Here is a 19393-nt window from a genome sequence, read left to right on the forward strand (position 1 = left end):
CGCTTCCTACAATGGGCGCGATGGCTACGCAGCAACTCACGCGCCGGATGCTGGCGCTCGCGATCCCCGCGCTTGGCGCGCTGATCGCGCAGCCGCTCTTCGTCGCGACCGACACCGCGATGGTGGGGCACCTCGGCGAGCCGGTGCTCGCGGGCCTCGCCGTCGGTTCGACGGTGGTGTCGACGCTCGTCGGCCTGATGGTGTTTCTCGCCTACACGACCACGCCCACGGTGGCTCGGCGCCTCGGGGCCGGTGACAAGCCCGGTGCCGTGCGTGCCGGCATCGACGGCATGTGGCTCGGCTTCGCCTGCGGCATCGTGTTGCTCCTCGTCGGCCTGCCCCTCGCTGCCCCGGTCGTCGCTGGCTTTGCGCAGGATGCGATGGTCGCGCAGGCGGCGATGAGCTACCTCACGATTTCGCTGTGGGGTCTGCCCGGGATGCTGCTCACGCTCGCCGCAACCGGCCTCCTGCGTGGGTTGCAGGACACCCGCACGCCGCTGGTCGTCTCGGTTGCCGGTGCCCTCGCGAACGTGGTGCTCAATGCGGTATTCATCTACGGTCTCAACCTCGGCATCGCGGGTTCGGCCCTCGGCACCGTCGTCGCCGAGTGGGGCATGGCGCTGGTCTACGTGGTGATTGCCCGCCGGGCCGCGATCGCGCACGGGGTGTCACTGCGCCCCGGCATCGGCGACCCACGGCAGGCGCTCACCGCTTCGGGGCTCATGATCTTGCGCACGGTGACGATGCGCATCGCGCTCATCCTGCTCGTGTGGGCGGGCGGGCAACTCGGGGTGACCGAACTCGCAACGCTGCAGGTGACCTACACGATCTTCAACGTGCTCGTCTTCGTGCTCGACGCGCTGGCGATCGCCGCGCAGGCGATGGTCGGACACGACCTCGGTGTTGGTGACCGCGACACCGTGCGGCGAGTGACGCGGCTGCTCACTTGGTGGGGCATCGGTCTCGGCGCCGTACTCGGCGTGCTCGTCGTCGCGGCCTCCGGGGTGCTCGGTTTCATCTTCACAACCGACAGCCGGGTGCTCGACCTGCTGCCCGGCGCGATCGCGACGATGGCGGCGACGTTGCCGCTGTGTGGCTTCGTGTTCGCCCTCGACGGCGTGCTCATCGGCGCGGGTGACATCGCCTACCTCGCCTGGGTCGGCCTGATCAACCTCGCGGTGTTCGTGGCCTGTGTGTGGCTCGTACTCGTCTTCGTGCCTGGTGACGCCGGGCTGTTCTGGCTCTGGGCCGCATACGGTGGCGGTTTCATGCTCTCGCGCGGCGTGACGCTTGGCGCGCGCGTCGCGGGGAGCCGCTGGGTCGTGACCGGCGCATCCCGCTAGCGACTTCTCGAGCTCGCGTCTGCGAGAACAGAGCGCCGAACGGCTAATCTATCGGGGTGCGTTTGGTGATTGCTCGTTGCTCGGTTGACTATGTCGGTCGGCTCACTGCCCATTTGCCCGAGGCGACGCGTCTGCTGATCCACAAGGCCGACGGCTCGCTGCTCGTGCACAGCGACGGCGGCAGCTACAAGCCGCTCAACTGGATGAGCCCGCCGTGCGTGTTCGCCGAGGTTGAGCCGAACGATGAGCAGGCGGATGCGGGCATCGCGCAGATCTGGGAGGTTACGCACAAGAAGACGGGCGACAAGCTCCGCGTGCAGCTCTTCGAGGTTCTCAGCGACTCCGACCACCACCTCGGCATCGACCCGGGCCTCATGAAGGACGGCGTCGAAGCCCACCTCCAGGAGCTCCTCGCCGCGCAGATCGAGCGGCTCGGCGACGGCCACGAGCTCGTGCGCCGCGAGTACATGACCGCGATCGGCCCCGTCGATATTCTCGCGCGCGACGAGGCGGGCAAGTCGGTCGCCGTCGAGATCAAGCGCCGCGGCGAAATCGACGGCGTCGAGCAGCTCACCCGCTACCTCGAGCTGATGAACCGCGACCCGCTGCTCGCGCCCGTGACCGGCGTGTTTGCGGCGCAGGAGATCAAGCCGCAGGCCCGCACGCTCGCCGAGGACCGTGGCATTCGCTGCGTCGTGCTCGACTATGACGACATGCGCGGCACCGACTCGGGCGCTCCGCGGCTGTTCTAGGCTGCCCGCGATGCGACTCTTCTTCGACGCCCGGTACATCCGCACCGACTTCCACGACGGCATCAGCCGTTACACCGCACAGCTCGGCAACGCCGTGCACGCGCTGGCCGCCGACGAGGTGACGTTTCTCATTCACGACCGACGCCAGCTCGAACACCTGCCCGAGGGCGCGAACTGGCTGCTGTTCCACTCGAACGAGTCGGCGCTCGAACCGATCGCGGCGCTCAAGCTGAACAAGTACCGCCCCGACGTCGTCTTCTCGCCGCTGCAGACCATCGGCACGACCGGACGCAAGTACAAGGCGATCGTGACGCTGCACGACCTCATCTACTACCGGCACCGCCGCCCGCCGAGCAACCTCAACCTCGCGCTACGCCTCGGCTGGCGCGCCTACCACCTCACCTATTGGCCGCAGCGGGCCGCGCTCAACGGTGCCGACGCAGTCGCAACGGTGTCGGAGGTCTCGAAGCGCGAGATCCTCGGGCACCGGCTCACGAAGCGCCCGGTGCACGTGATTCCGAACGCGCCGAACGACCTGTGCGCGCTGCTGCCCGCCGACACGAGCCCCGCATCCGGCACCGGCCGCAACCTCGTCTACATGGGCTCGTTCATGCCCTACAAGAACGTCGAGACGCTCATTCGCGGTATGGAGCTGCTGCCCGGCCGCACCCTGCACCTGCTCAGCCGCATCTCGCCCGAGCGGCTCGAGGAGCTCGAGCGGGTGGTCGAGCAGACGCCGCTCGCCGACGGCGCCGAGATCGTGTTCCACGGCGGCGTGAGCGACGAGGAGTACGCGGCCCTGCTCGCCGACGATGCGCTGCTCGTCACCGCATCGCTCGACGAGGGCTACGGCCTGCCGATCGCCGAGGCCCTCGCGCTCGGCGTGCCCGCCGTCGTGAGCGACCTTGAGATCTTCCACGAGGTCGCGGGCGACGGCGCCGCCTACTTCGCGGCGACGAGCCCCGACGAGTTCGCACAACAGGTCGAATCGCTCAGCACCCCCGAGGCGCGCCAGGCGAAATCGGCCGCCGGGCTCGAGCACATTTCGCGGTTCACGTGGGCCGCCTCGGCGCAGCGGCTGCTCGAGCTGGCGCGCGAACTCGCCGGGTAGCCAGGTGGTCGCGGCTACCCTGGAGCGCGTGACCACCGACGAATCGATTGAGACCCGCACGGCGCAGCCCGCTGCATCCCTGCCGCCCCGCGCCGTGAGCCTGCCGCACGGCACCGGCATCGCGCCGTTTACGGCAGTGCTGTGGGATCTCGACGGCACGATCAGCGACTCGGCCGCCGGCATCATCGACGCGATGCGCCGCACCTATGACACGCTGCGCATGCCGATTCCCAACGACGCGACGCTGCGCAGCTACGTCGGCCCGCCGATCATCGACACGTTCCGCGAGCAGGGGCTCGACGACGCGATCGAGCTCACCCACGCGCTCGAGACCTACCGCGAGATTTACAACGAGGAGGGCCTGCTTGCGTCGCCGCAGTTCCCGGGCGTCGGCGACATCATCCGCGAGCTTCACGCCGCCGGCATGCCGCAGTCGACCGCGACGAGCAAGCCCGAGGAAGCGGCGACGCGCGTGCTCGTGGCGTACGGCCTCGCCTCCCAGTTCGACTTCATCACCGGCGCGACCGCTGACGAGTCGCGCTCCGAGAAGGCGGATGTGGTGGCAGAAGCCCTCGCCCGGCTCCGCGGCCAGGGCGTCGACCTCAGCAACGTGCTGATGATTGGCGACCGCTTCTACGACGTTGAGGGTTCAGGCGTGCACGGCGTGCCCGCAACCTACGTGACGTGGGGCTACGGCCGGCTCGGAGAGGAAGCGGGCGCGGTTGCAGTGGTGACGACCCCTGCGGAGCTGCGCAGCGTATTGGGGCTGCCGCAGTAGACCGGCCCAAAGGGGAACAGGATGACCGCACAACGACTCACCAGGACCACTGCGCTCGGGTTACTCGCGACGGTGCTGGCCACCCTCATCTTGGGGCCGACGCCTCTCGCCGCGAGCGCCCAGTCTCCCGTAGCCACCGGTGTCAACGATTTCTCGTTTTCGAGTTGGCACACCGATATTTACGCCACGATCGAGCGCGGTGACTTCGGCGGCGATGTCGTGCGCGCCGAGTTCACCGAAACGATCACGGCCGAGTTCCCCGATTTCGACCAGAACCGCGGCATCGTGCGCGGGATTCCCGTCGATATGGGCGGGCAGACGATGCGCATCGAGGATGTCTCGGTGACCGACGGCGACGGCAACCCCGTGCCGTACGAGACCGAGCAGGAGTTCGGGGCGAACGACCTCGTGCTCGTGATCGGCAACGAGTACGTGCACGGCTCGACGACCTACGTCATCGAGTACACCCTCGTGAACACCCTCATTGAACGCGGTGATTCATCCCCCTACGCCCTCTTCGCACCAAACCTCACGCCGCCGCAACGCTCGCAGTCCATCGACGAGTTCTCGGCCGAGGTGAGCCTGGATCCCCGTCTCTGGGATGCCCTGCAGCAGCAAACCAGCTACGACGATTCGCCTGGCTACGACGGCCTCGATGCGAACTGCTACATCGGCGCGAGCTTTCAAAACAACTACTGCGACTTCTCGGTCGAGCCTGGGATCGACTTCGTGATGATCACGATCGACCCCGTCAATCTCGGCGACGAGGATGTCACGCTCGATTTGCGGCTCGACCCGTCGGAAGTGCAGTTGCCGAACTTCCTCGAGAAGCTCACGGCCACGCAGCGGCTTGCCTTTTGGCTTGCGCTCGGACTGCTCATCGTCGGGATCGGCTTGCTCGTGTTGTTGCATCGCATCCGTCGTCCGAAGCCGCTGATGCCGATCATCCCCCGCTACTCAAGCGAGATTTCACCGCTGCGCGCCGCGGTGCTGCTCCACGGCGGCCGAGTACCGCCGGATGGGCCCGCGTTCCGCGCCCACGTGCTCGACGTTGCCGTGCGCGGTGGGGTCCAGCTTGAAGAGGACGACCAGGAGAAGGCCAAGCCGCTCGTGCGCTTGCGTTACGCCGAGCCCACCGAAGAGCTGCCCAAGCAAACCCAGCACTTCCGTCACAACGTGCTCAACGTGAAGAACGAGGGCGACTCGACGTTGCTCGTTCAGAACAGCCAGAAGCTCGCGACACGATGGCGTTCGTTCGCTAACGCCGCAGTGAAGCGCGTCGAAGAGGACGGCCTCACCGCGGTGTCGCGCCGGGTGCAATGGTCGAAGGCCCTCGTGTCGGTGGCCCTCTGGTTGTACCTCGCGGCAGTCGCGTTCGTAATCTGGCAGTACGCCCACGTGAGCGAAGACCTCATGTGGATTCCGCTTTGTTCGACGCTCCTTGGCGTCGTCGCCCTCGGCGCTCAGCTCGTGGTGCTCACGCTGAATCCGCGCCAACTCACCGAATCGGGGCGCGAGGCGCTCACCGAACTCTATGGCGTGCGCGACTACCTGCGCCTGGCAGAAGAGGACCGCTTGCGCGCGCTGCAGGGGCCCGAGACGGCCGAGCGCATCTCGGGGCCGGGCCTGGATGCGGCAACGGTGCTGCACGTTTACGAACGCCTCCTGCCCTTCGCCGTGCTCTTCAAGATGTCCAAGGAATGGGCACAGGTCATCGACCTCAAGTACACCGAGGCCGACACTTCACCCTCCTACGTGAGCGGTCACGCCGCCGGCATCATGTGGGCTGACCAGCAGCTCCACACCGTCACCCCGAGCTATTCCTCGCCGGGCAGCTCGGACGGCAGCAGCTATTCGGGCTCATCTAGCTCGTTCTCCGGCGGCGGCTCGGCCGGCGGCGGGTTCGGCGGTGGCTCGGTGGGCGGGCACTAGGTTCGCTGTCATGACTGACTCGAAGTCGACTCGGGAGGTGAGCGCCAGGGTCTCCCGACGATGGCCGCTCGTCTCCGCGATCACGGCGTTCCTCCTCGTGACGTTGCTCGCGCTCATCGTGGTGTACCGAGAGGCGAACAAGCCCTTTGGCTTCGAGGTCGAGTGGATGAGCGAACTTGTCGAGCATCGCGGCGAGCCCTGGACCTGGCTCGCGCTCGTGTTCAACAGCGTCGGGGGCGGGGTGCTCGCGATCGCGGTGATTCCCGTCGTGACGATCGTCGGGCTGCTGCTGTTCCGGCGGCCCTGGGCGGCGCTTTACTACGCGTCCGCGACGATCCTCGCGACGCTCATCGTGCAGCTCGTGAAGAACATCGTCGGGCGACCGCGGCCCCTCGACATCCTCGTCGCGGCCGACCCCGGGTCGTTCCCGTCTGGCCACAGCGCGAACGCCGCCGTCATGGCCGCGACCTTCGCGATCATCTTCCCGCGCGTCTGGGTCTGGGTCGCGGGCGCGGTCTACACCGTCGGCATGATGCTTTCGCGCACCTACCTCGGCGCGCACTGGATCTCCGACACCATCGGCGGCCTGCTCATCGCGCTCGGCGTCGCGATCATCATCTGGGCCCCGCTCGCGAACCGGCTGCAGCGCGAGCGCGAACAACCGCATCCGCCCATCTGGCAGCGCGCCTCCAGCGAAAGCGCGTAACCTCGCGGGGTGCCGTTTCACTCCGCGATCCTCGACATCCTCAACCCCGAAACCCTCTTGCCCGCGCTCGGGCCGTGGGTGCTCATCGGCATCGGGGTCATTATCTTCATCGAGTCCGGGGTGCTCTTTCCGTTTCTGCCCGGCGACTCGCTGATCGTCACCGCGGCGATTCTCTCGACCCAGCTCGGCCTCACACCGTGGTCGATCGCGATCGTCGCGATCGTCGCCGCCATCGCGGGCGACCAAGTCGGCTACTTGCTCGGCAACCGCTTCGGGCGTCGACTCTTCAAGCCAGATGCGCGCATCCTGCGCACCGAATACCTCGAGACGGCCGAACGATTCTTCGCAAAGTACGGCCCCTTCGCGCTCGTGCTCGGCCGATTCGTGCCCATCGTGCGCACGTACGTGCCGCTCGCCGCGGGCACGGCGGCGCTGAAGTACCGCCGCTTCGTCATGTGGAACGTGCTCGGCGCCCTGCTCTGGGTGATCAGCCTCACGCTCGTCGGCACGCTGCTCGGCGGCATTCCGTTCGTGCGCGACAACATCGACGTACTCGCGATCGTCATCGTGCTCGTCTCGGTGCTGCCGGTCGTCATCGGCGCGCTCGTGCGCTGGCGCCGAGAGCGCACGAATGGCCCCGCCCTCGAGCCGATCGTCGCCGACGACGCGAGCCTGCTCGACTAGTCGCGCGGGGCCTCGCGCGACTCGAGCCGCGCATCCGTCTCTGCCTCGACGCGCGGGCGGCCGCCGACGAGCCAATAGCCGGCGCCGACCACGAGGCCGCCGCCGACCAGGTTGCCGAGCCCGACCCAGAGCAGGTTGCCGCCGAACAGCGCCAGGCTCGCGTTCGGGTCGCCGAGCAGCAGGCCGATGCCGTAGGTCGTCATGTTCGCGACGACGTGCTCGAAGCCCGAGCTGATGAAGGCCGTGATCGCCGCGAAGATGAGCAGGATCTTCGCGACCTCGTTCTCGACGCGCGCGGCCATCCAGATCGCGAGGCAGACGAGCAGATTGCAGAGGATGCCGCGGGTGAACAGCTCGAGCGGCCCCTCGTGCGCCTTTGCGGCGAGCAGGTCGGCGAGCATCGAGCCGCCCGCGGCGTTGGCGCGCAGCACGCCCGAGGCGACGATGAGCGCCGAGAACGCGAGCGCGCCGAGCAGGTTCGCCGCGAACGTCGCGACCATGCCGCCGAGCGCGCGCAGGCCCGTGATGCTGCGCATGAGCACGCCCTGGGTCGCGATCATCATGGTAGAGGTGACGAGCTCGCCGCCCGCGAAGACGACGATGGTGAGCGCGACGCCGAACACTACGCCGGCGACGAGCTTCGCGAAGCCGTCACCCGCCTCGATGAGCGGGCCCGCCGTGCAGACCATGAGCACGATGCCGACGCCGATGTAGGCGCCCGCGAGCATGCCTGAGACGAGAAAGCGGCCCGGCGTGCGCAGCAGCGCCATCTTGGTCACAGCGGCCTGCGCCTGGGCCTGCAGGGTGTCAGGAATAGCGAGCACGTCGGCGCCTTCTCAAAGTGGTGGTCGCGGCCCCTAGTCTTCGTAGTCAGGGGCCGGTTCGACGCCGAGGAACTCCTCGTACGTCGCCGCGCCCGACTCGTGGTAGGCCGCCGCGGCGTCAACGCCGATGAAGCGATAGTGCCACGGTTCGTACTCGTACCCCGTCACATCGGTTTCGCCGTCGGGGTAGCGCAGGATGTAGCCGTACTCGTACGAGTGCTCGACGAGCCAGTCGCTCGCCTCGGTTTCGCTGAAGCACTCGGTGAGGATGCAGTCGCTCTCGCCGGGCGCCGAGATGTCGGCCGCGAGGCCGGTCTGGTGCTCGCTCGAGCCGGGGCGCGCGCTCGTGAGGTCGGCGCCCTTCTGCCCGAGGTCTTCGACGTAGCCGTTGTAGAGCTCGGTCTGCAGCTCGTAGTCGCGGTAGCCGCTCGTCATGTCGAGCGTGATGCCGTCGTCGAGCGCGGCCTCGTACATGTCTTTGAACGCCTCGGCCGCATCCTCGCGCAGCGAGTGGTCGTTCATCGACGGCACGTCGATGTCGGTGAGCTTCACCGTCGGCTTCGGCGCGTAGTCGACGGGGTCGAGCGAGTAGTGCTTGTTCACGAGGACCGTGACGCTGCTGCCGGTCGAGATGTCGTACGGCAGCTTGGTTGTCGGGGCGCCGGGGGCCGCGGATGCGGTGGGCGACTGTGTCGGGGTTGGCGACTCGCTCGCGGTGCCGGATGCGCTCGGCGTCGCCGCCGCGCTGCTCGAGGTGGTTGCCTGGCCGGCCGCGGTCGAGTCGGTGGGCTGTACCACCGTGACGACATCAGCGGGCGCGCCCCACCCGGTCGCCGCCGCGAACCCGATGCCCACCACCGCGAGGGCCGCGACACCGGTGATACCGATGACGGCGCGGCGCCGAGCGTAGTTCGGGGTGGTGGTCGACTCGTCGGGGGTGGTCGACGGGTCGGCGGACTCGCTCGGTGAAGACGTCATGCGGCACTTTCTGGTTGGACTCGTGCCAGTTTCGCACGCAGAAGGATCCCCGACGGGGAGTACCCGCCGGGGATCCTACGCACGGATGACACCGGGCTAGCCGCGCTCGTCGTCGCCCGGCTCAGGCTCTTCGCCGCGCGGGCGCCAGAGCACGATCTCGTTGCGGTTGCGCACGCGCTGGCCGCGGGCGACGGCGATGACCTCGCCGTAGCCCGCCGCGAAAACCCGTTCGCGGGAGCGCTTGCGCTGCTCTTCGAGGTCGCCCTCGAGGTCGCGCACGCGCCGCTTGAGCTCCTGCACCTGCTCGCGCAGCCGCACGACGTGCGAGATGCCCTCGAGGCCGACGCCGGCCTCGCTCAGGGCGCCGATCTCGCGGAGCTTCGCGACGCCGGCGAGCGAGTAGCGGCGTACGCGACCCGCGGTGCGGGCGGGTACGACGAGGCCAAGCCGGTCGTACTGCCGCAACGTCTGCGGGTGCATGCCTGCGAGCTCGGCCGCGACGGCGATTGGGAAGACGGGTTCGTCCTCATCCACTTCGTGGGAATGCACTGCACGCATCGTTGGCACCTCCTTCTCGCTAGCTGCGTGCCGCGCGCATCAGCTCGGCACGGGGGTCTTCGTCACCGCTTGCGGCGACGAAGTCCTCGAGCGCCTTGCGCTGTTCGTTGTTGAGACTCTTGGGCACGGCGACCTCGATGCGCACGAGCAAATCGCCGCGGCCGCGCTTGCGGGGCACGCCGCGCTCCTTAACTCGCAGGCGCTTGCCTGACGGCGAGTGCGCGGGCACGCGCACCTTGACGGTCTTGCCGTCGGGCGTCGGTACCTCGATATTCGCGCCATTGACGGCCTCGGCAAACGTGACGGGCACCGTGACGATGATATTGTCGCCGTCGCGCGAGAACACGGGGTGCGAGCGCACCGACACCTCGAGGATGAGGTCGCCGGGCTCGCCGCCGTTCGGGCTCTGCGCGCCCTTGCCGCGCAGGCGAATCTTCTGGCCGTCCTTGACCCCCGCCGGGATGCGCACGGTGATGACCCGGCCGTCGCCAGCCTGCAGGTCGATCGTGTCGCCCCGGAAGGCGGTCATGAAGCTCAGGGTCGTCTGCGCGCGCTGGTCGGCGCCGCGCTGCGGCCCGGCCTGGCGGAAGCCACCGCCGAAGCCACCGGGCGCGCCGGCACCCTGGCCGAACATGTTGAAGAGGTCTTCGTAGCCCCCCGCGCCGCCCTGGCTGCCGCGGTACGAGTACCCGCCGCCGCCCTGGTTGAACAGGCCGCCGAAGAGGTCGTCGAAGCCGGGCTGCCCGCCGGGGCCACCCGGACCCGCCGAGAAGCGGGCGCCCGAGCCCATGGCGCGAATCTGGTCGTACTCTTTGCGCGTCTTGTCGTCGCTGAGCACGTCGTACGCCTCGGAGATCTCCTTGAACTTGTCCTCGGCCGCAGTGTCGCCCGGGTTGGAGTCGGGGTGGTACTTGCGCGCGAGTTTGCGATAGGCCTTCTTCAGGTCGGCCTCGCTGATGTCCTTGTCGACCCCGAGCGTCTTATAAAAGTCTTTTTCGAACCAGTCCTGGCTGGCCATACGCTGCTCCTTTCACGCGAGGCGGGATGCGCCTCGCAGCTGGATGGGGAATGCGGGGGGGGGTGTGGTGCACCTGCCGCATTCCCCATCCGGGGCCACACTCAGGTGCGCGATTAGCTCGCGGGGACGAACACCGCGACCTTCGCCGCGCGAATCTCGCGGTCGCCGATGCGGTAGCCCACCTCAACGACGTCGGCGATGGTCGCCTCGGTCACCTCGGGGTTCGGCAGCTGCGCAATCGCCTCGTGCTGCTGCGGGTCGAAGGGCTCACCCTTCTCGCCGTAGCGCACGACGCCGAGTCGCTCGATGGCCGCGCGTAGCTTGCTCGCGATCACCTGGAACGAGCTGCCCTCGGGCAGGTCACCCGCAGCGTCGGCGCGGTCGAGGTCGTCGAGCACGGGCAGCAGCTGCTTGGCCGCCTTCGCGGTCGAGAGCGCTGCGAGCTCCTCCTTCTCACGCTCGGTGCGGCGGCGGAAGTTCGCGTACTCGGCCTGCACCCGCTTGAGATCGGTGAGGTAGCTGTGCTCCTCTTCGTTGGCGGGCTCAGGCTCGGCGTCGCCCTGCGAGTCGCTCGCGGTCGAGGCCTGCATGGCCTCCTCGAGCAACGAGTTCAGGTCGTCCTCCGAGATGGTGGGGAGGTCCTCAGCAGCCTCGTCGCCGGCCGGGGCCGAGTCGGTGCCCGAAGCATCCGACTCGACCTCGGCATCAGCGGCGGCCGAACCCTCCCCGCGAACCTTCCCGGTCTCAGGGTCGATGCGTCGCTTGTCGTTGACGATCGGCTCCTCGCGCTCGTTCTGGTTGTCGTTCGGGTTCTGGTCGCTCATTGCTACTTGTCCTTGTTCTCGTCTTCGTCGTCGACGATCTCGGCGTCCACGATGTCGTCATCGTCGGCCGCCTGACCCGCGTCACCCTCGGTGGGCGCATGCGGAGCCTCGCCGGCCTCCTGCTGCGAAGCGTAGATCGCTTCGCCGAGCTTGGTCTGCGACTCGTTGAGCTTGTCGAACGCGGTCTTCACTGCGTCGTCGTCGTCACCGGCGAGCGCGGTCTTCAGCGCGTCGACGTCGCCCTGCACCTCGTTCTTGACGTCGGCGGGGAGCTTGTCCTCGTTCTCCTTGATGACCTTCTCGACCTGGTAGGCCGTGGTCTCGGCGACGTTACGCTGCTCGGCAGCCTCGCGACGCTTCTTGTCTTCGGCCTCGTGCTCCTGCGCCTCGCGCACCATGCGGTCGATGTCTTCCTTCGGCAGGCTCGAGCCGCCGGTGATCGTCATCGACTGCTCCTTGCCGGTGCCCTTGTCAGTCGCCGAGACGTGCACGATGCCGTTGGCGTCGATGTCGAAGGTGACCTCAACCTGCGGGATCCCGCGAGGAGCCGGTGCGATGCCGGTGAGCTCGAAGGTGCCGAGCGGCTTGTTGTCGCGGGTGAACTCGCGCTCGCCCTGGAACACCTGGATCTGCACCGACGGCTGGTTGTCTTCGGCCGTGGTGAAGGTCTCGCTGCGCTTGGTCGGGATCGCGGTGTTGCGCTCGATGAGCTTGGTCATGATGCCACCCTTGGTCTCGATACCGAGGCTGAGCGGGGTGACGTCGATGAGGAGGACGTCCTTGCGCTCGCCCTTCAGCACACCGGCCTGCAGGGCGGCGCCCATGGCCACGACCTCATCGGGGTTGACGCCCTTGTTGGGCTCCTTGCCGCCGGTGAGCTCCTTCACGAGCTCGGTGACGGCGGGCATGCGGGTCGAACCACCGACGAGCACCACGTGGGCGATGTCGGAAACCTTCACGCCTGCCTCGGCGATGACGTCGTGGAACGGCTTCTTCGTGCGCTCCAGCAGGTCGCTCGTGAGCTCCTGGAACTTCGCACGGCTCAGCGAGACGTCGAGGTTCGCGGGGCCCGCCTCGGTGAGCGAGAGGTACGGGAGCTGAATCGAGGTGTTGCTCGAGTTCGAGAGCTCCTTCTTCGCCTGCTCCGCGGCCTCCTTGAGGCGCTGGAGCGCGATCTTGTCGTTCGCAACGTCGACACCGGTCTGCTTCTTGAACTCCTCGATGAGGTACTCCACGATGCGCTGGTCCCAGTCGTCACCACCGAGACGGTTGTCACCGGCGGTCGCACGAACCTGAATGGTCGAGAAGTCGTCGTCCTTGCCCACCTCGAGCAGTGACACGTCGAACGTACCGCCACCAAGGTCGAATACGAGGATGAGCTCGTCTTCCTTACCCTTGTCGAGGCCGTACGCGAGCGCCGCTGCGGTGGGCTCGTTGATGATGCGAAGCACGTTGAGGCCCGCGATCTCACCGGCCTCCTTCGTGGCCTGACGCTCGGCGTCGTTGAAGTAGGCCGGCACGGTGATGACCGCGTCGGTGACGCTGTCGCCGAGGTAGGTCTCGGCGTCGCGCTTGAGCTTCGAGAGGATGCGCGCCGAGATCTCCTGCGGCGTGTAGCTCTTACCCTCGACCGACTTGGTCCAGTCGGTGCCCATGTGGCGCTTTACGGAGGCAATGGTGTGGTCAACGTTGGTGACCGCCTGGCGCTTCGCAGTCTCGCCGACGAGGACGTCGCCGTCCTTCGCGAACGCGACCACCGACGGGGTGGTGCGCAGACCCTCAGCGTTGGCGATGACCTTCGGCTCGCCACCCTCGAGGACCGCGACGACGGAGTTGGTCGTACCGAGGTCGATACCTACTGCACGTGACATATGTGTGGCTCCTTGTGTGTTGGAACGATGGTCGGGAAGTTGTCTACGGCGGGGTTCCGCCGCTCGACCAGGCCCGGGAATCCCACCTGGGTAACCCTGAGTCGATCTACCTCAAGTTTAGGCTTGAGCCGGCTCGTGTCAAGTTGGGAAAGCTGAGAGTTGAGTGAACTCGACTCAACTTTGGCGCATCCCCTTTTCAGCGCGGGCGGCGTACCATTACGACAAGTCGTAGAAGCCGAATTGGGAGGACAGATGCCGGGAACTCGCACACGCGAGCGTGGTGAGCTCGAGACGCAGATCATGCGCGTGCTCTGGAATTCCGAGACCCCGATGTCGGCGAAGGACATTCAGGCGCAGTTCGATGCGGCCGCGAGCGACGGCGACCGCGTGCCCGCCTACACGACGCTCGTCACCGTGCTCGGCCGGCTCGAGAAGAAGGGCACCGTGCAGCGCGAGGCGGCCTCGCCGCGCAAGGTGCGCTACACCGCGACCCGCTCGCAGGAAGAGCAGGCGAGCAGCACGATGCTCGAGGCGCTCGACCGCGTCACCGACCGCGAGGTGGCCCTCATGCAGTTCGCCGGCAACCTCGACCAGGACGACCTCGACCTGCTCCGCCGCGCCCTCGACGGGGCCCGCGCCTAGGGTCGCCACGGCACCATGATCCCCGGCCTCGTCTCGCTGCTGCTCGCCTCGGCGCTGCTCATCGTGGCGCCAAAGCTGCTCGCGCGCGGCACCTGGCAGGTGCGCTACCCGCTGCGGGCCCTCACCCTCTGGTTCGCGAGCTTTGCCCTCGGCAACGTGCTCGCCGGCGTGGCCATCGTGCTCGCGATCTCCGACACACTCAACCCGCCCGAGCATCCGGTCATCACGGCCGAGTTCGACGCGGTCGTCGCGTTTGTGACGCCGTGGCTCGCGCTCATCGTCGTGGCCGGCACGATCATCACGATCTCGCGCGGCGCCGAACCGGTGATGGAGTCGGAGCGCGAGGTCATCGACGTCTTCCGCGAGCGCGCGGTGTCGGTCGACGAGCGACCGGGGCTCACCCTCATTCGCATCGACGCACCGCGGCCGTTCGCGTGCGCGGTACCGGGCACCGCATCCGGCCGCGCGCCAGAAATCTTCTACTCGACCTCGCTCGTGGAGATCCTCACGAAGCCGCAGCTGCAGGCCGTGCTCGCGCACGAGTACGCGCACCTCAAGCAGGGTCACAGCTGGCTCGTGCGCATCGCCGAGACGAACGCGCGCACGCTGCCGCAGTGGCTCGCCGCGAGCTCGGGGCTACAGCGCGCGACTCGCCTGTTCACCGAACTGGCGGCCGACGACGCCGCGTGCACCCAGGCCGGCGCGAGTAATCTCGCCGACGCGCTCGTGCGCATGGGCGAGGTGACGAACGACCCGATCGCGGGCGTGCGCGCCGAACGGCTGCACCGCCGCAGCACCCGACCCCGCAAGGCGTCGGCGCAAGTGCCCGAGGCGATTCGCCTCAGCGTCACCGAGACCGCCTAGACTCCCGGGCGTGAGCAGGCACGACTCCCCCACCAACGCGGCCCAGAGCGGCGATCTCGTAACCCTCGACGGCACCCGGTTGACGGTGAAGGAGCAGCGGCGGCAATCGTTCGCCTGGCAGCTCTACGACGTGGGCAACTCGGCGTTCCAGGCGGTCATCGTCACGTTCGTGTTTGCGACCTACCTCGCGTCCGACCTGTTTCTCGACCCGGCCGCCGTCGCGGCGGGCCAGGCCGACCCGAACGACCCGATCTACCTCGCCGCGCAGGCCGGCTCGCAGCAGGTCATCAGCGGGCTCAGCCTCGCCGCCGCGATCATCGTCGCGGTGCTCGCGCCCGCGCTCGGCCGATCGACCGACGGCTCGGGCCGGCGCAAGTTCTACCTCGTGATCTTCTCGGGCGTGACCATCGCGGCGATGCTCGTGATGTTCTTCGTCTACCCCGAGGCGAAGCTGCTCGCGTTCGGCGCGCTGCTGCTCGCGATCGGCACCGTGTTCTCGGAGCTGGCGATGGTGAGCTACAACGCGATGCTCTCGCAGGTGGCGACGAAAGAGAACGTCGGCCGTGTCTCGGGCACGGGCTGGGGCCTCGGCTACATCGCGTCGATCGTGCTGCTGCTCGTCGTGCTCGTGCTGTTCATTCAGGACTTCAACGGCGATGCGCCGGGCTCGGGCCTGTTCGCGACGCCCTCCGGCGCCGACGGCGCGGCCCTGAACATCCGCCTCACCGTGGTGGTCTCGGCGATCTGGTTCGCCGGGTTCCTGCTGCCGGTGATCTTCCGCGTGCCCGAGGCGCCGCGCCACCCGGATGTGCCGAAGGTGACGCTCGCGCAGGCGTACGTCTCGCTCTGGCGCACGATCGTGCGGCTTTGGCGCACCGACCGCAAGCTGCTGCAGTTTTTCGTCTCGAGCGCGATCTTCCGCGACGGCCTCGGCGCGATCTTCGCGTGGGGCGCCGTGCTCGCGGCCCAGGTGTATGGCTTCTCGTCAAGCGAGGTTATCTACTTCGCCGTCGTCGCGAACCTTGTCGCCGGGCTCGGCACGCTGTTCGCGGGGCGCCTCGACGACCGCATCGGCCCGAAGCCGGTGATCATCGCGGCGCTCGTGTCGATGCTCATCGCCGGCACCGTGCTCATGTTCACCTCGAACGACAAGATCGTGTTCTGGGTGATCGCGAGCATCCTCTGCCTCTTCGTCGGGCCCGTGCAGACCGCGTCGCGCACGTACCTGTCGCGCGCGACGCCGGCCGGTCACGAGGGCGAGCTGTTCGGCCTCTACGCGACCACCGGCCGCGCGGCGGGCTGGATCTCGAACCTGCTCTACTTCACGTTCATCAGTTGGCTGATGGTGCCGAAAGCGGGCGTCTGGGGCATCCTGCTCACCCTCGCGATCGGCCTCGTCGTGATGCTCACGGTGCCGGCGAAGCCGAAGGTCACCGACCTGCAGGCGACCTAGCGGTTGTTGCCTGGCACGTTGTGAACGTCTGGGGCCGGCGGCGAGGGTCCTTCCGCTCTCCGCGGCCGGCCTGCGGCGCAGCGCGACACCATTGCGCCGAACGGCAGGTCAGCCTGACCCAACTGTCCCACTATTCGGACAGGAGGGAGCTATGCCCCCTGGCGCCGAATATGGGACAGCTGGGTCACCTTGACTCGTTGCCTGGTTGCGCCATTGAGCTAACTCACTCGCCATCACACCGTTCACAACGTCACCGGGAAGGCGAGCTAGTCGAGGGCGTAAATGTTCAGGCCGAGCGAGTCGTCCATCGTCTTGTACGTGGCCTCGCTCGCGCGGATGACAATCTCGCACGCCCCGTTGACCCAGGTCTCCTTGAGGTGGCCCGCGAGCGCCGTGTAGTCGGCGCGGCCGAGCGTGATGTGCAAGTGCACGAGCGGCTCGCGCGGCTCGACGTCGGCCTTGAGTGAGACGTTGCCCTGCAGCGCCACGATCTCCATCTGCTCATCGAACTCGCGGTCGATGTAGCTCAGGTCGACCGGGTCGCGGAAGCGCAGGGTCGCCCGCGCGACGGCGCCGACGCCCTCGATGCTGCCGCCCGAGATGCCCTGCGACGCGACGAACTCGGTGACCGCCGCGACAAGCTCGTTGCCGGTGTGCACGCTGAGCACGTAGCCCCCGGTGATCTCGCGGGCCGTCCAGGTGTCACCGTGGATCGCGCGGGTGCCGTAGTTGCCGGTCGGCTCGCTCACGCGAAGGCCTCCTGAGTTCGTGCGGTGGCGGGATGCTCGAGCGCGAGCCGGGGCGCGGCCGGGCCCTGCGCGTCGCGCGCGAGACGCACGTCGGGCTTCACGGCGTGGGGCCAGCGCCAGACCGGCTCCTCGAAGCGGGCGAAGCCGAGCTTCGCGTAGAAGCGCTCGGCGCGCGGGTTGTCGTCGAGCATCCAGAGCCAGGCGGCGCGGTCGCCGAGCACGGCGTCGACGAGGTCCCGGCCGAGGCCGGTGCCATGAGCGATGCGGAGCGTGTAGAGCAGCTTGAGTTCGGTGGCGCGGGGCGCATCGGCGTCGGCCGAGGGCCAGGCGAGCGCGAAGCCGGCGGGCGTGCCGTCGACGAAGCCGATGCAGGCGTGCAGCTCGGGGTCGTGCTGGGCGCGCTCAAGGGCGGCGACCCAGTCGTTACGGCGCTCGTCGGTGCTGCTGAGTTCGTCGATGCGGTGCTGGGGAATCTTGCCCGCGTAGGTCTCTTGCCATGCCTGGTTATGGATGCTCACCAGGGTGTCGATGTCGGCCACGGATGCGTGTCGAATGCTGGTAACTGGCATCCAAAAACGATACCCCCGCTCGGGGCCCGAACCCCAGCGCTTCTAAGCCAATGCCAAGCCACCCTCCCCCGGTAACTGAGGGTGGCGGCGGGGGCTACATCCAGGCGGGGCGGAGGAAGCCGAGGGAGACGAGGGTGCGGGCGTCCGCGAGCACCGAGGCGAGCAGCGCATCCTCGTCGACCTCAAGCAGCGCGGCGATCGCGACGAGGATCTGGCGGGCCGTGAGCTCGCCGTCGCAGACCGACACGAACGAGGCGAGCTCGGTCGACTCAGGGAAGGTGCGGCGGAAACCGCCGCCCTGGCGCAGCAGGATCGCCGAGGGGTCGGGGTTGCCGGGCAGCGTCCAGCGCTCCTCGGTGACGTCGCCCGCGACGACGAGCGTCTCGTCGGCGAGGTCGTCGTCGCTGCGCTCGCGCAGCCAGTCGTCGGCGTCGAAGGTGACGCGAATTCGCTCGCCGAGCGGCTGCTCGAGCTGGTGTGGCAGCGTCTCGAAGCGGCGCACCGGCTCGACACCGGGCGTCTCGGGGCGGTGCAGCAGCAGCATGCCCATGCCGATCGACTCAACGCTGCGCGACTCAAAGTCGGCGAGGTAGCGCGTGAACTGCTCGCGCCAGCTGTCGAGCTCGCGGTTCTCGGCCGCGTCCTTGAGCCACATGTCGGCGTATTCGATCGGCTCGGCGTGCTCGCGCTCGATCACCCAGAGGTCGGCCTCCTCGCCCGGCCAGGTCTCGAGGCGCGAGTGCCAGTTCTCGTCGTCCTCGTGCACCTCCCAGTTGCCGAGCATCACGGCGATGCCGCCGCGGGTGAGGTGCGCGCCGAGGCCGCGAATGAGGTCTTCGACGAGGCGATCGCCGGGGCGGCCGCCGTCGCGGTACGTGTACTGCTCGCTCGCGTCTTCACCCTCGCGGCGGGGCGTGATGACGAACGGCGGGTTCGTCACGACGAGGTCGAACTCCTCGCCCGTCACGGGCTCGAGCAGGTCGCCGGTGCGCAGCGACACCCGCGCCGCAAGGTTCGCCGGGTCGAGCCCGAGCGCCGGCGCGTTGAGCAGCAGGTTGAAGTGCGCAAACTCGATCGCCCGCTCGGAGATGTCGGTGGCGACCACGCGCTCGGCGTGCTGCAGCAGGTGCATCGTCTGCACGCCCATCCCCACCCCGAGGTCGAGCGCCGCCGACACCGGCTGGCGCGGCGTGAGCTGCGCGAGGTTCGTCGTCGCGGGGCCGATGCCGACGACGTGGTCGCGGCGCAGCGGCTGGTCGGCGGGCACCTGCAGGCCACCGAGGTCGCTCGCGACGAACAGATCGACCGTGTCGTCGCCCGAGGCGACGGCGTAGGGCCGAATGTCGAAGCGCGGCGTCACGGTGCCGTCGGCGGCGGGGTCGGTCAGGATGCGCGCGGCAAGCAGCTCGTCGGCCGCCGGCAGCTCGGCGAACGGCACGGGCTCGGCGAGCAGGAACAGCCGGATGAGCGCGGCGAGCGGCGGGTTCTTGTCGGCGTCACGCTCGAGCACGAAGATCGCGGGCACGAGCAGGTCGCGGTGCAGCGCTGCGGCGGCATCGGCCCCGAGCAGCGCCTCGACGCCGTCGACGGTGTAGCCGGCCTCGCCGAGGGCCTCGCGGATGCGGTCGAGTCGCGCCTGATCGTCGGTCGCGGGCGCGTCGGTCGGGTCGTCAAACTGCACGATGGAAGTCACCGCATCATTCTTGCAGCCACGCCCGCCCGACGGCGCCGCGTCGG

The 19393-nt window shown here is 68.3% G+C and carries 19 protein-coding genes; 10 read left to right on the forward strand and 9 right to left on the reverse strand.

What is annotated here, in order from left to right:
- Nucleotides 1–20: 20 nt before the first annotated feature.
- The 7 genes from M3M28_RS11675 to M3M28_RS11705 are packed head-to-tail and all read left to right on the forward strand — an operon-like array spanning nt 21 to nt 7306.
- Complete coding sequence (locus tag M3M28_RS11675; protein ID WP_249386621.1) at nt 21–1343, forward strand: MATE family efflux transporter; 1323 nt, start codon at nt 21–23, stop codon at nt 1341–1343.
- 56 nt (nt 1344–1399) lie between these two features.
- Nucleotides 1400–2095: an endonuclease NucS gene (gene nucS, locus M3M28_RS11680; protein ID WP_249386622.1), complete on the forward strand. Its 696-nt coding sequence runs from the start codon at nt 1400–1402 to the stop codon at nt 2093–2095.
- A gap of 10 nt (nt 2096–2105) precedes the next feature.
- Nucleotides 2106–3206, forward strand: a complete 1101-nt coding sequence (locus tag M3M28_RS11685) for a glycosyltransferase family 4 protein (protein WP_249386623.1) — start codon at nt 2106–2108, stop codon at nt 3204–3206.
- 28 nt (nt 3207–3234) lie between these two features.
- Complete coding sequence (locus tag M3M28_RS11690) at nt 3235–3984, forward strand: HAD hydrolase-like protein (RefSeq protein WP_249386624.1); 750 nt, start codon at nt 3235–3237, stop codon at nt 3982–3984.
- 21 nt (nt 3985–4005) lie between these two features.
- The gene (locus M3M28_RS11695) at nt 4006–5916 is read left to right on the forward strand and encodes a DUF2207 family protein (protein WP_249386625.1); all 1911 of its coding nucleotides are present in this window, start codon (nt 4006–4008) and stop codon (nt 5914–5916) included.
- A gap of 10 nt (nt 5917–5926) precedes the next feature.
- Entirely contained in the window at nt 5927–6622 is a 696-nt protein-coding gene (locus tag M3M28_RS11700) for a phosphatase PAP2 family protein (protein ID WP_249386626.1), read from the forward strand.
- A 9-nt stretch (nt 6623–6631) separates the two neighbouring features.
- Nucleotides 6632–7306 (forward strand): DedA family protein, encoded by a 675-nt coding sequence (locus tag M3M28_RS11705; RefSeq protein ID WP_249386627.1) that lies wholly within the window; start codon nt 6632–6634, stop codon nt 7304–7306.
- Here M3M28_RS11705 and M3M28_RS11710 read toward each other — a convergent pair.
- From M3M28_RS11710 to dnaK, 6 genes are all read right to left on the reverse strand, one after another.
- Nucleotides 7303–8130, reverse strand: a complete 828-nt coding sequence (locus tag M3M28_RS11710) for a formate/nitrite transporter family protein (RefSeq protein ID WP_249386628.1) — start codon at nt 8128–8130, stop codon at nt 7303–7305. The two genes, M3M28_RS11705 and M3M28_RS11710, sit on opposite strands and share 4 nt — an antisense overlap.
- Before the next feature lie 33 nt (nt 8131–8163).
- Nucleotides 8164–9108: a M15 family metallopeptidase gene (locus M3M28_RS11715; RefSeq protein ID WP_249386629.1), complete on the reverse strand. Its 945-nt coding sequence runs from the start codon at nt 9106–9108 to the stop codon at nt 8164–8166.
- A 96-nt stretch (nt 9109–9204) separates the two neighbouring features.
- Nucleotides 9205–9657 carry a heat shock protein transcriptional repressor HspR gene (locus M3M28_RS11720; RefSeq protein WP_249386630.1) on the reverse strand — a complete coding sequence of 151 codons (453 nt, stop codon included), beginning with the start codon at nt 9655–9657 and terminating at the stop codon, nt 9205–9207.
- 28 nt (nt 9658–9685) lie between these two features.
- Nucleotides 9686–10684 carry a DnaJ C-terminal domain-containing protein gene (locus M3M28_RS11725; protein ID WP_249386631.1) on the reverse strand — a complete coding sequence of 333 codons (999 nt, stop codon included), beginning with the start codon at nt 10682–10684 and terminating at the stop codon, nt 9686–9688.
- A gap of 113 nt (nt 10685–10797) precedes the next feature.
- Complete coding sequence (locus M3M28_RS11730) at nt 10798–11508, reverse strand: nucleotide exchange factor GrpE (protein WP_249386632.1); 711 nt, start codon at nt 11506–11508, stop codon at nt 10798–10800.
- Between the two features lie 2 nt (nt 11509–11510).
- On the reverse strand, nt 11511–13379 hold the full coding sequence (dnaK, locus tag M3M28_RS11735; protein ID WP_249386633.1) for a molecular chaperone DnaK: 1869 nt from the start codon (nt 13377–13379) through the stop codon (nt 11511–11513).
- Between the two features lie 252 nt (nt 13380–13631).
- Between dnaK and M3M28_RS11740 the strand changes: the two genes are divergently transcribed.
- From M3M28_RS11740 to M3M28_RS11750, 3 genes are read left to right on the forward strand one after another with little or no spacing between them, the layout of a single operon-like run.
- Complete coding sequence (locus M3M28_RS11740) at nt 13632–14021, forward strand: BlaI/MecI/CopY family transcriptional regulator (RefSeq protein WP_249386634.1); 390 nt, start codon at nt 13632–13634, stop codon at nt 14019–14021.
- A 15-nt stretch (nt 14022–14036) separates the two neighbouring features.
- On the forward strand, nt 14037–14885 hold the full coding sequence (locus tag M3M28_RS11745) for a M56 family metallopeptidase (RefSeq protein WP_249386635.1): 849 nt from the start codon (nt 14037–14039) through the stop codon (nt 14883–14885).
- 10 nt (nt 14886–14895) lie between these two features.
- A complete protein-coding gene (locus M3M28_RS11750; RefSeq protein ID WP_249386636.1) occupies nt 14896–16338 on the forward strand; it encodes an MFS transporter in 1443 nt (480 codons plus the stop codon).
- 266 nt (nt 16339–16604) lie between these two features.
- Here the strand turns inward: M3M28_RS11750 and M3M28_RS11755 are convergent, their stop codons facing one another.
- From M3M28_RS11755 to M3M28_RS11765, 3 genes are all read right to left on the reverse strand, one after another.
- Nucleotides 16605–17087 (reverse strand): PPC domain-containing DNA-binding protein, encoded by a 483-nt coding sequence (locus M3M28_RS11755; RefSeq protein WP_249386637.1) that lies wholly within the window; start codon nt 17085–17087, stop codon nt 16605–16607.
- Complete coding sequence (locus M3M28_RS11760; protein ID WP_249386638.1) at nt 17084–17656, reverse strand: GNAT family N-acetyltransferase; 573 nt, start codon at nt 17654–17656, stop codon at nt 17084–17086. Before M3M28_RS11760 ends, M3M28_RS11755 begins: the two co-directional genes overlap by 4 nt.
- A 94-nt stretch (nt 17657–17750) precedes the next feature.
- Nucleotides 17751–19349: a DUF7059 domain-containing protein gene (locus M3M28_RS11765; protein WP_249386639.1), complete on the reverse strand. Its 1599-nt coding sequence runs from the start codon at nt 19347–19349 to the stop codon at nt 17751–17753.
- Between the last annotated feature and the right edge of the window lie 44 nt (nt 19350–19393).

This window comes from Gulosibacter sediminis, assembly GCF_023370115.1.
Classification (GTDB): domain Bacteria; phylum Actinomycetota; class Actinomycetes; order Actinomycetales; family Microbacteriaceae; genus Gulosibacter; species Gulosibacter sediminis_A.

Excerpts from the sequence above, each read along its gene's own strand:
- M3M28_RS11700 (WP_249386626.1), top strand. The coding sequence starts at position 5,927 with ATGACTGACTCGAAGTCGACTCGGGAGGTGAGCGCCAGGGTCTCCCGA.
- M3M28_RS11685 (WP_249386623.1), top strand. The coding sequence starts at position 2,106 with ATGCGACTCTTCTTCGACGCCCGGTACATCCGCACCGACTTCCACGAC.
- M3M28_RS11740 (WP_249386634.1), top strand. The coding sequence starts at position 13,632 with ATGCCGGGAACTCGCACACGCGAGCGTGGTGAGCTCGAGACGCAGATC.
- M3M28_RS11725 (WP_249386631.1), bottom strand. The coding sequence starts at position 10,684 with ATGGCCAGCCAGGACTGGTTCGAAAAAGACTTTTATAAGACGCTCGGG.
- M3M28_RS11695 (WP_249386625.1), top strand. The coding sequence starts at position 4,006 with ATGACCGCACAACGACTCACCAGGACCACTGCGCTCGGGTTACTCGCG.
- M3M28_RS11745 (WP_249386635.1), top strand. The coding sequence starts at position 14,037 with ATGATCCCCGGCCTCGTCTCGCTGCTGCTCGCCTCGGCGCTGCTCATC.
- M3M28_RS11715 (WP_249386629.1), bottom strand. The coding sequence starts at position 9,108 with ATGACGTCTTCACCGAGCGAGTCCGCCGACCCGTCGACCACCCCCGAC.
- dnaK (WP_249386633.1), bottom strand. The coding sequence starts at position 13,379 with ATGTCACGTGCAGTAGGTATCGACCTCGGTACGACCAACTCCGTCGTC.
- M3M28_RS11675 (WP_249386621.1), top strand. The coding sequence starts at position 21 with ATGGCTACGCAGCAACTCACGCGCCGGATGCTGGCGCTCGCGATCCCC.
- M3M28_RS11760 (WP_249386638.1), bottom strand. The coding sequence starts at position 17,656 with ATGCCAGTTACCAGCATTCGACACGCATCCGTGGCCGACATCGACACC.
- M3M28_RS11730 (WP_249386632.1), bottom strand. The coding sequence starts at position 11,508 with ATGAGCGACCAGAACCCGAACGACAACCAGAACGAGCGCGAGGAGCCG.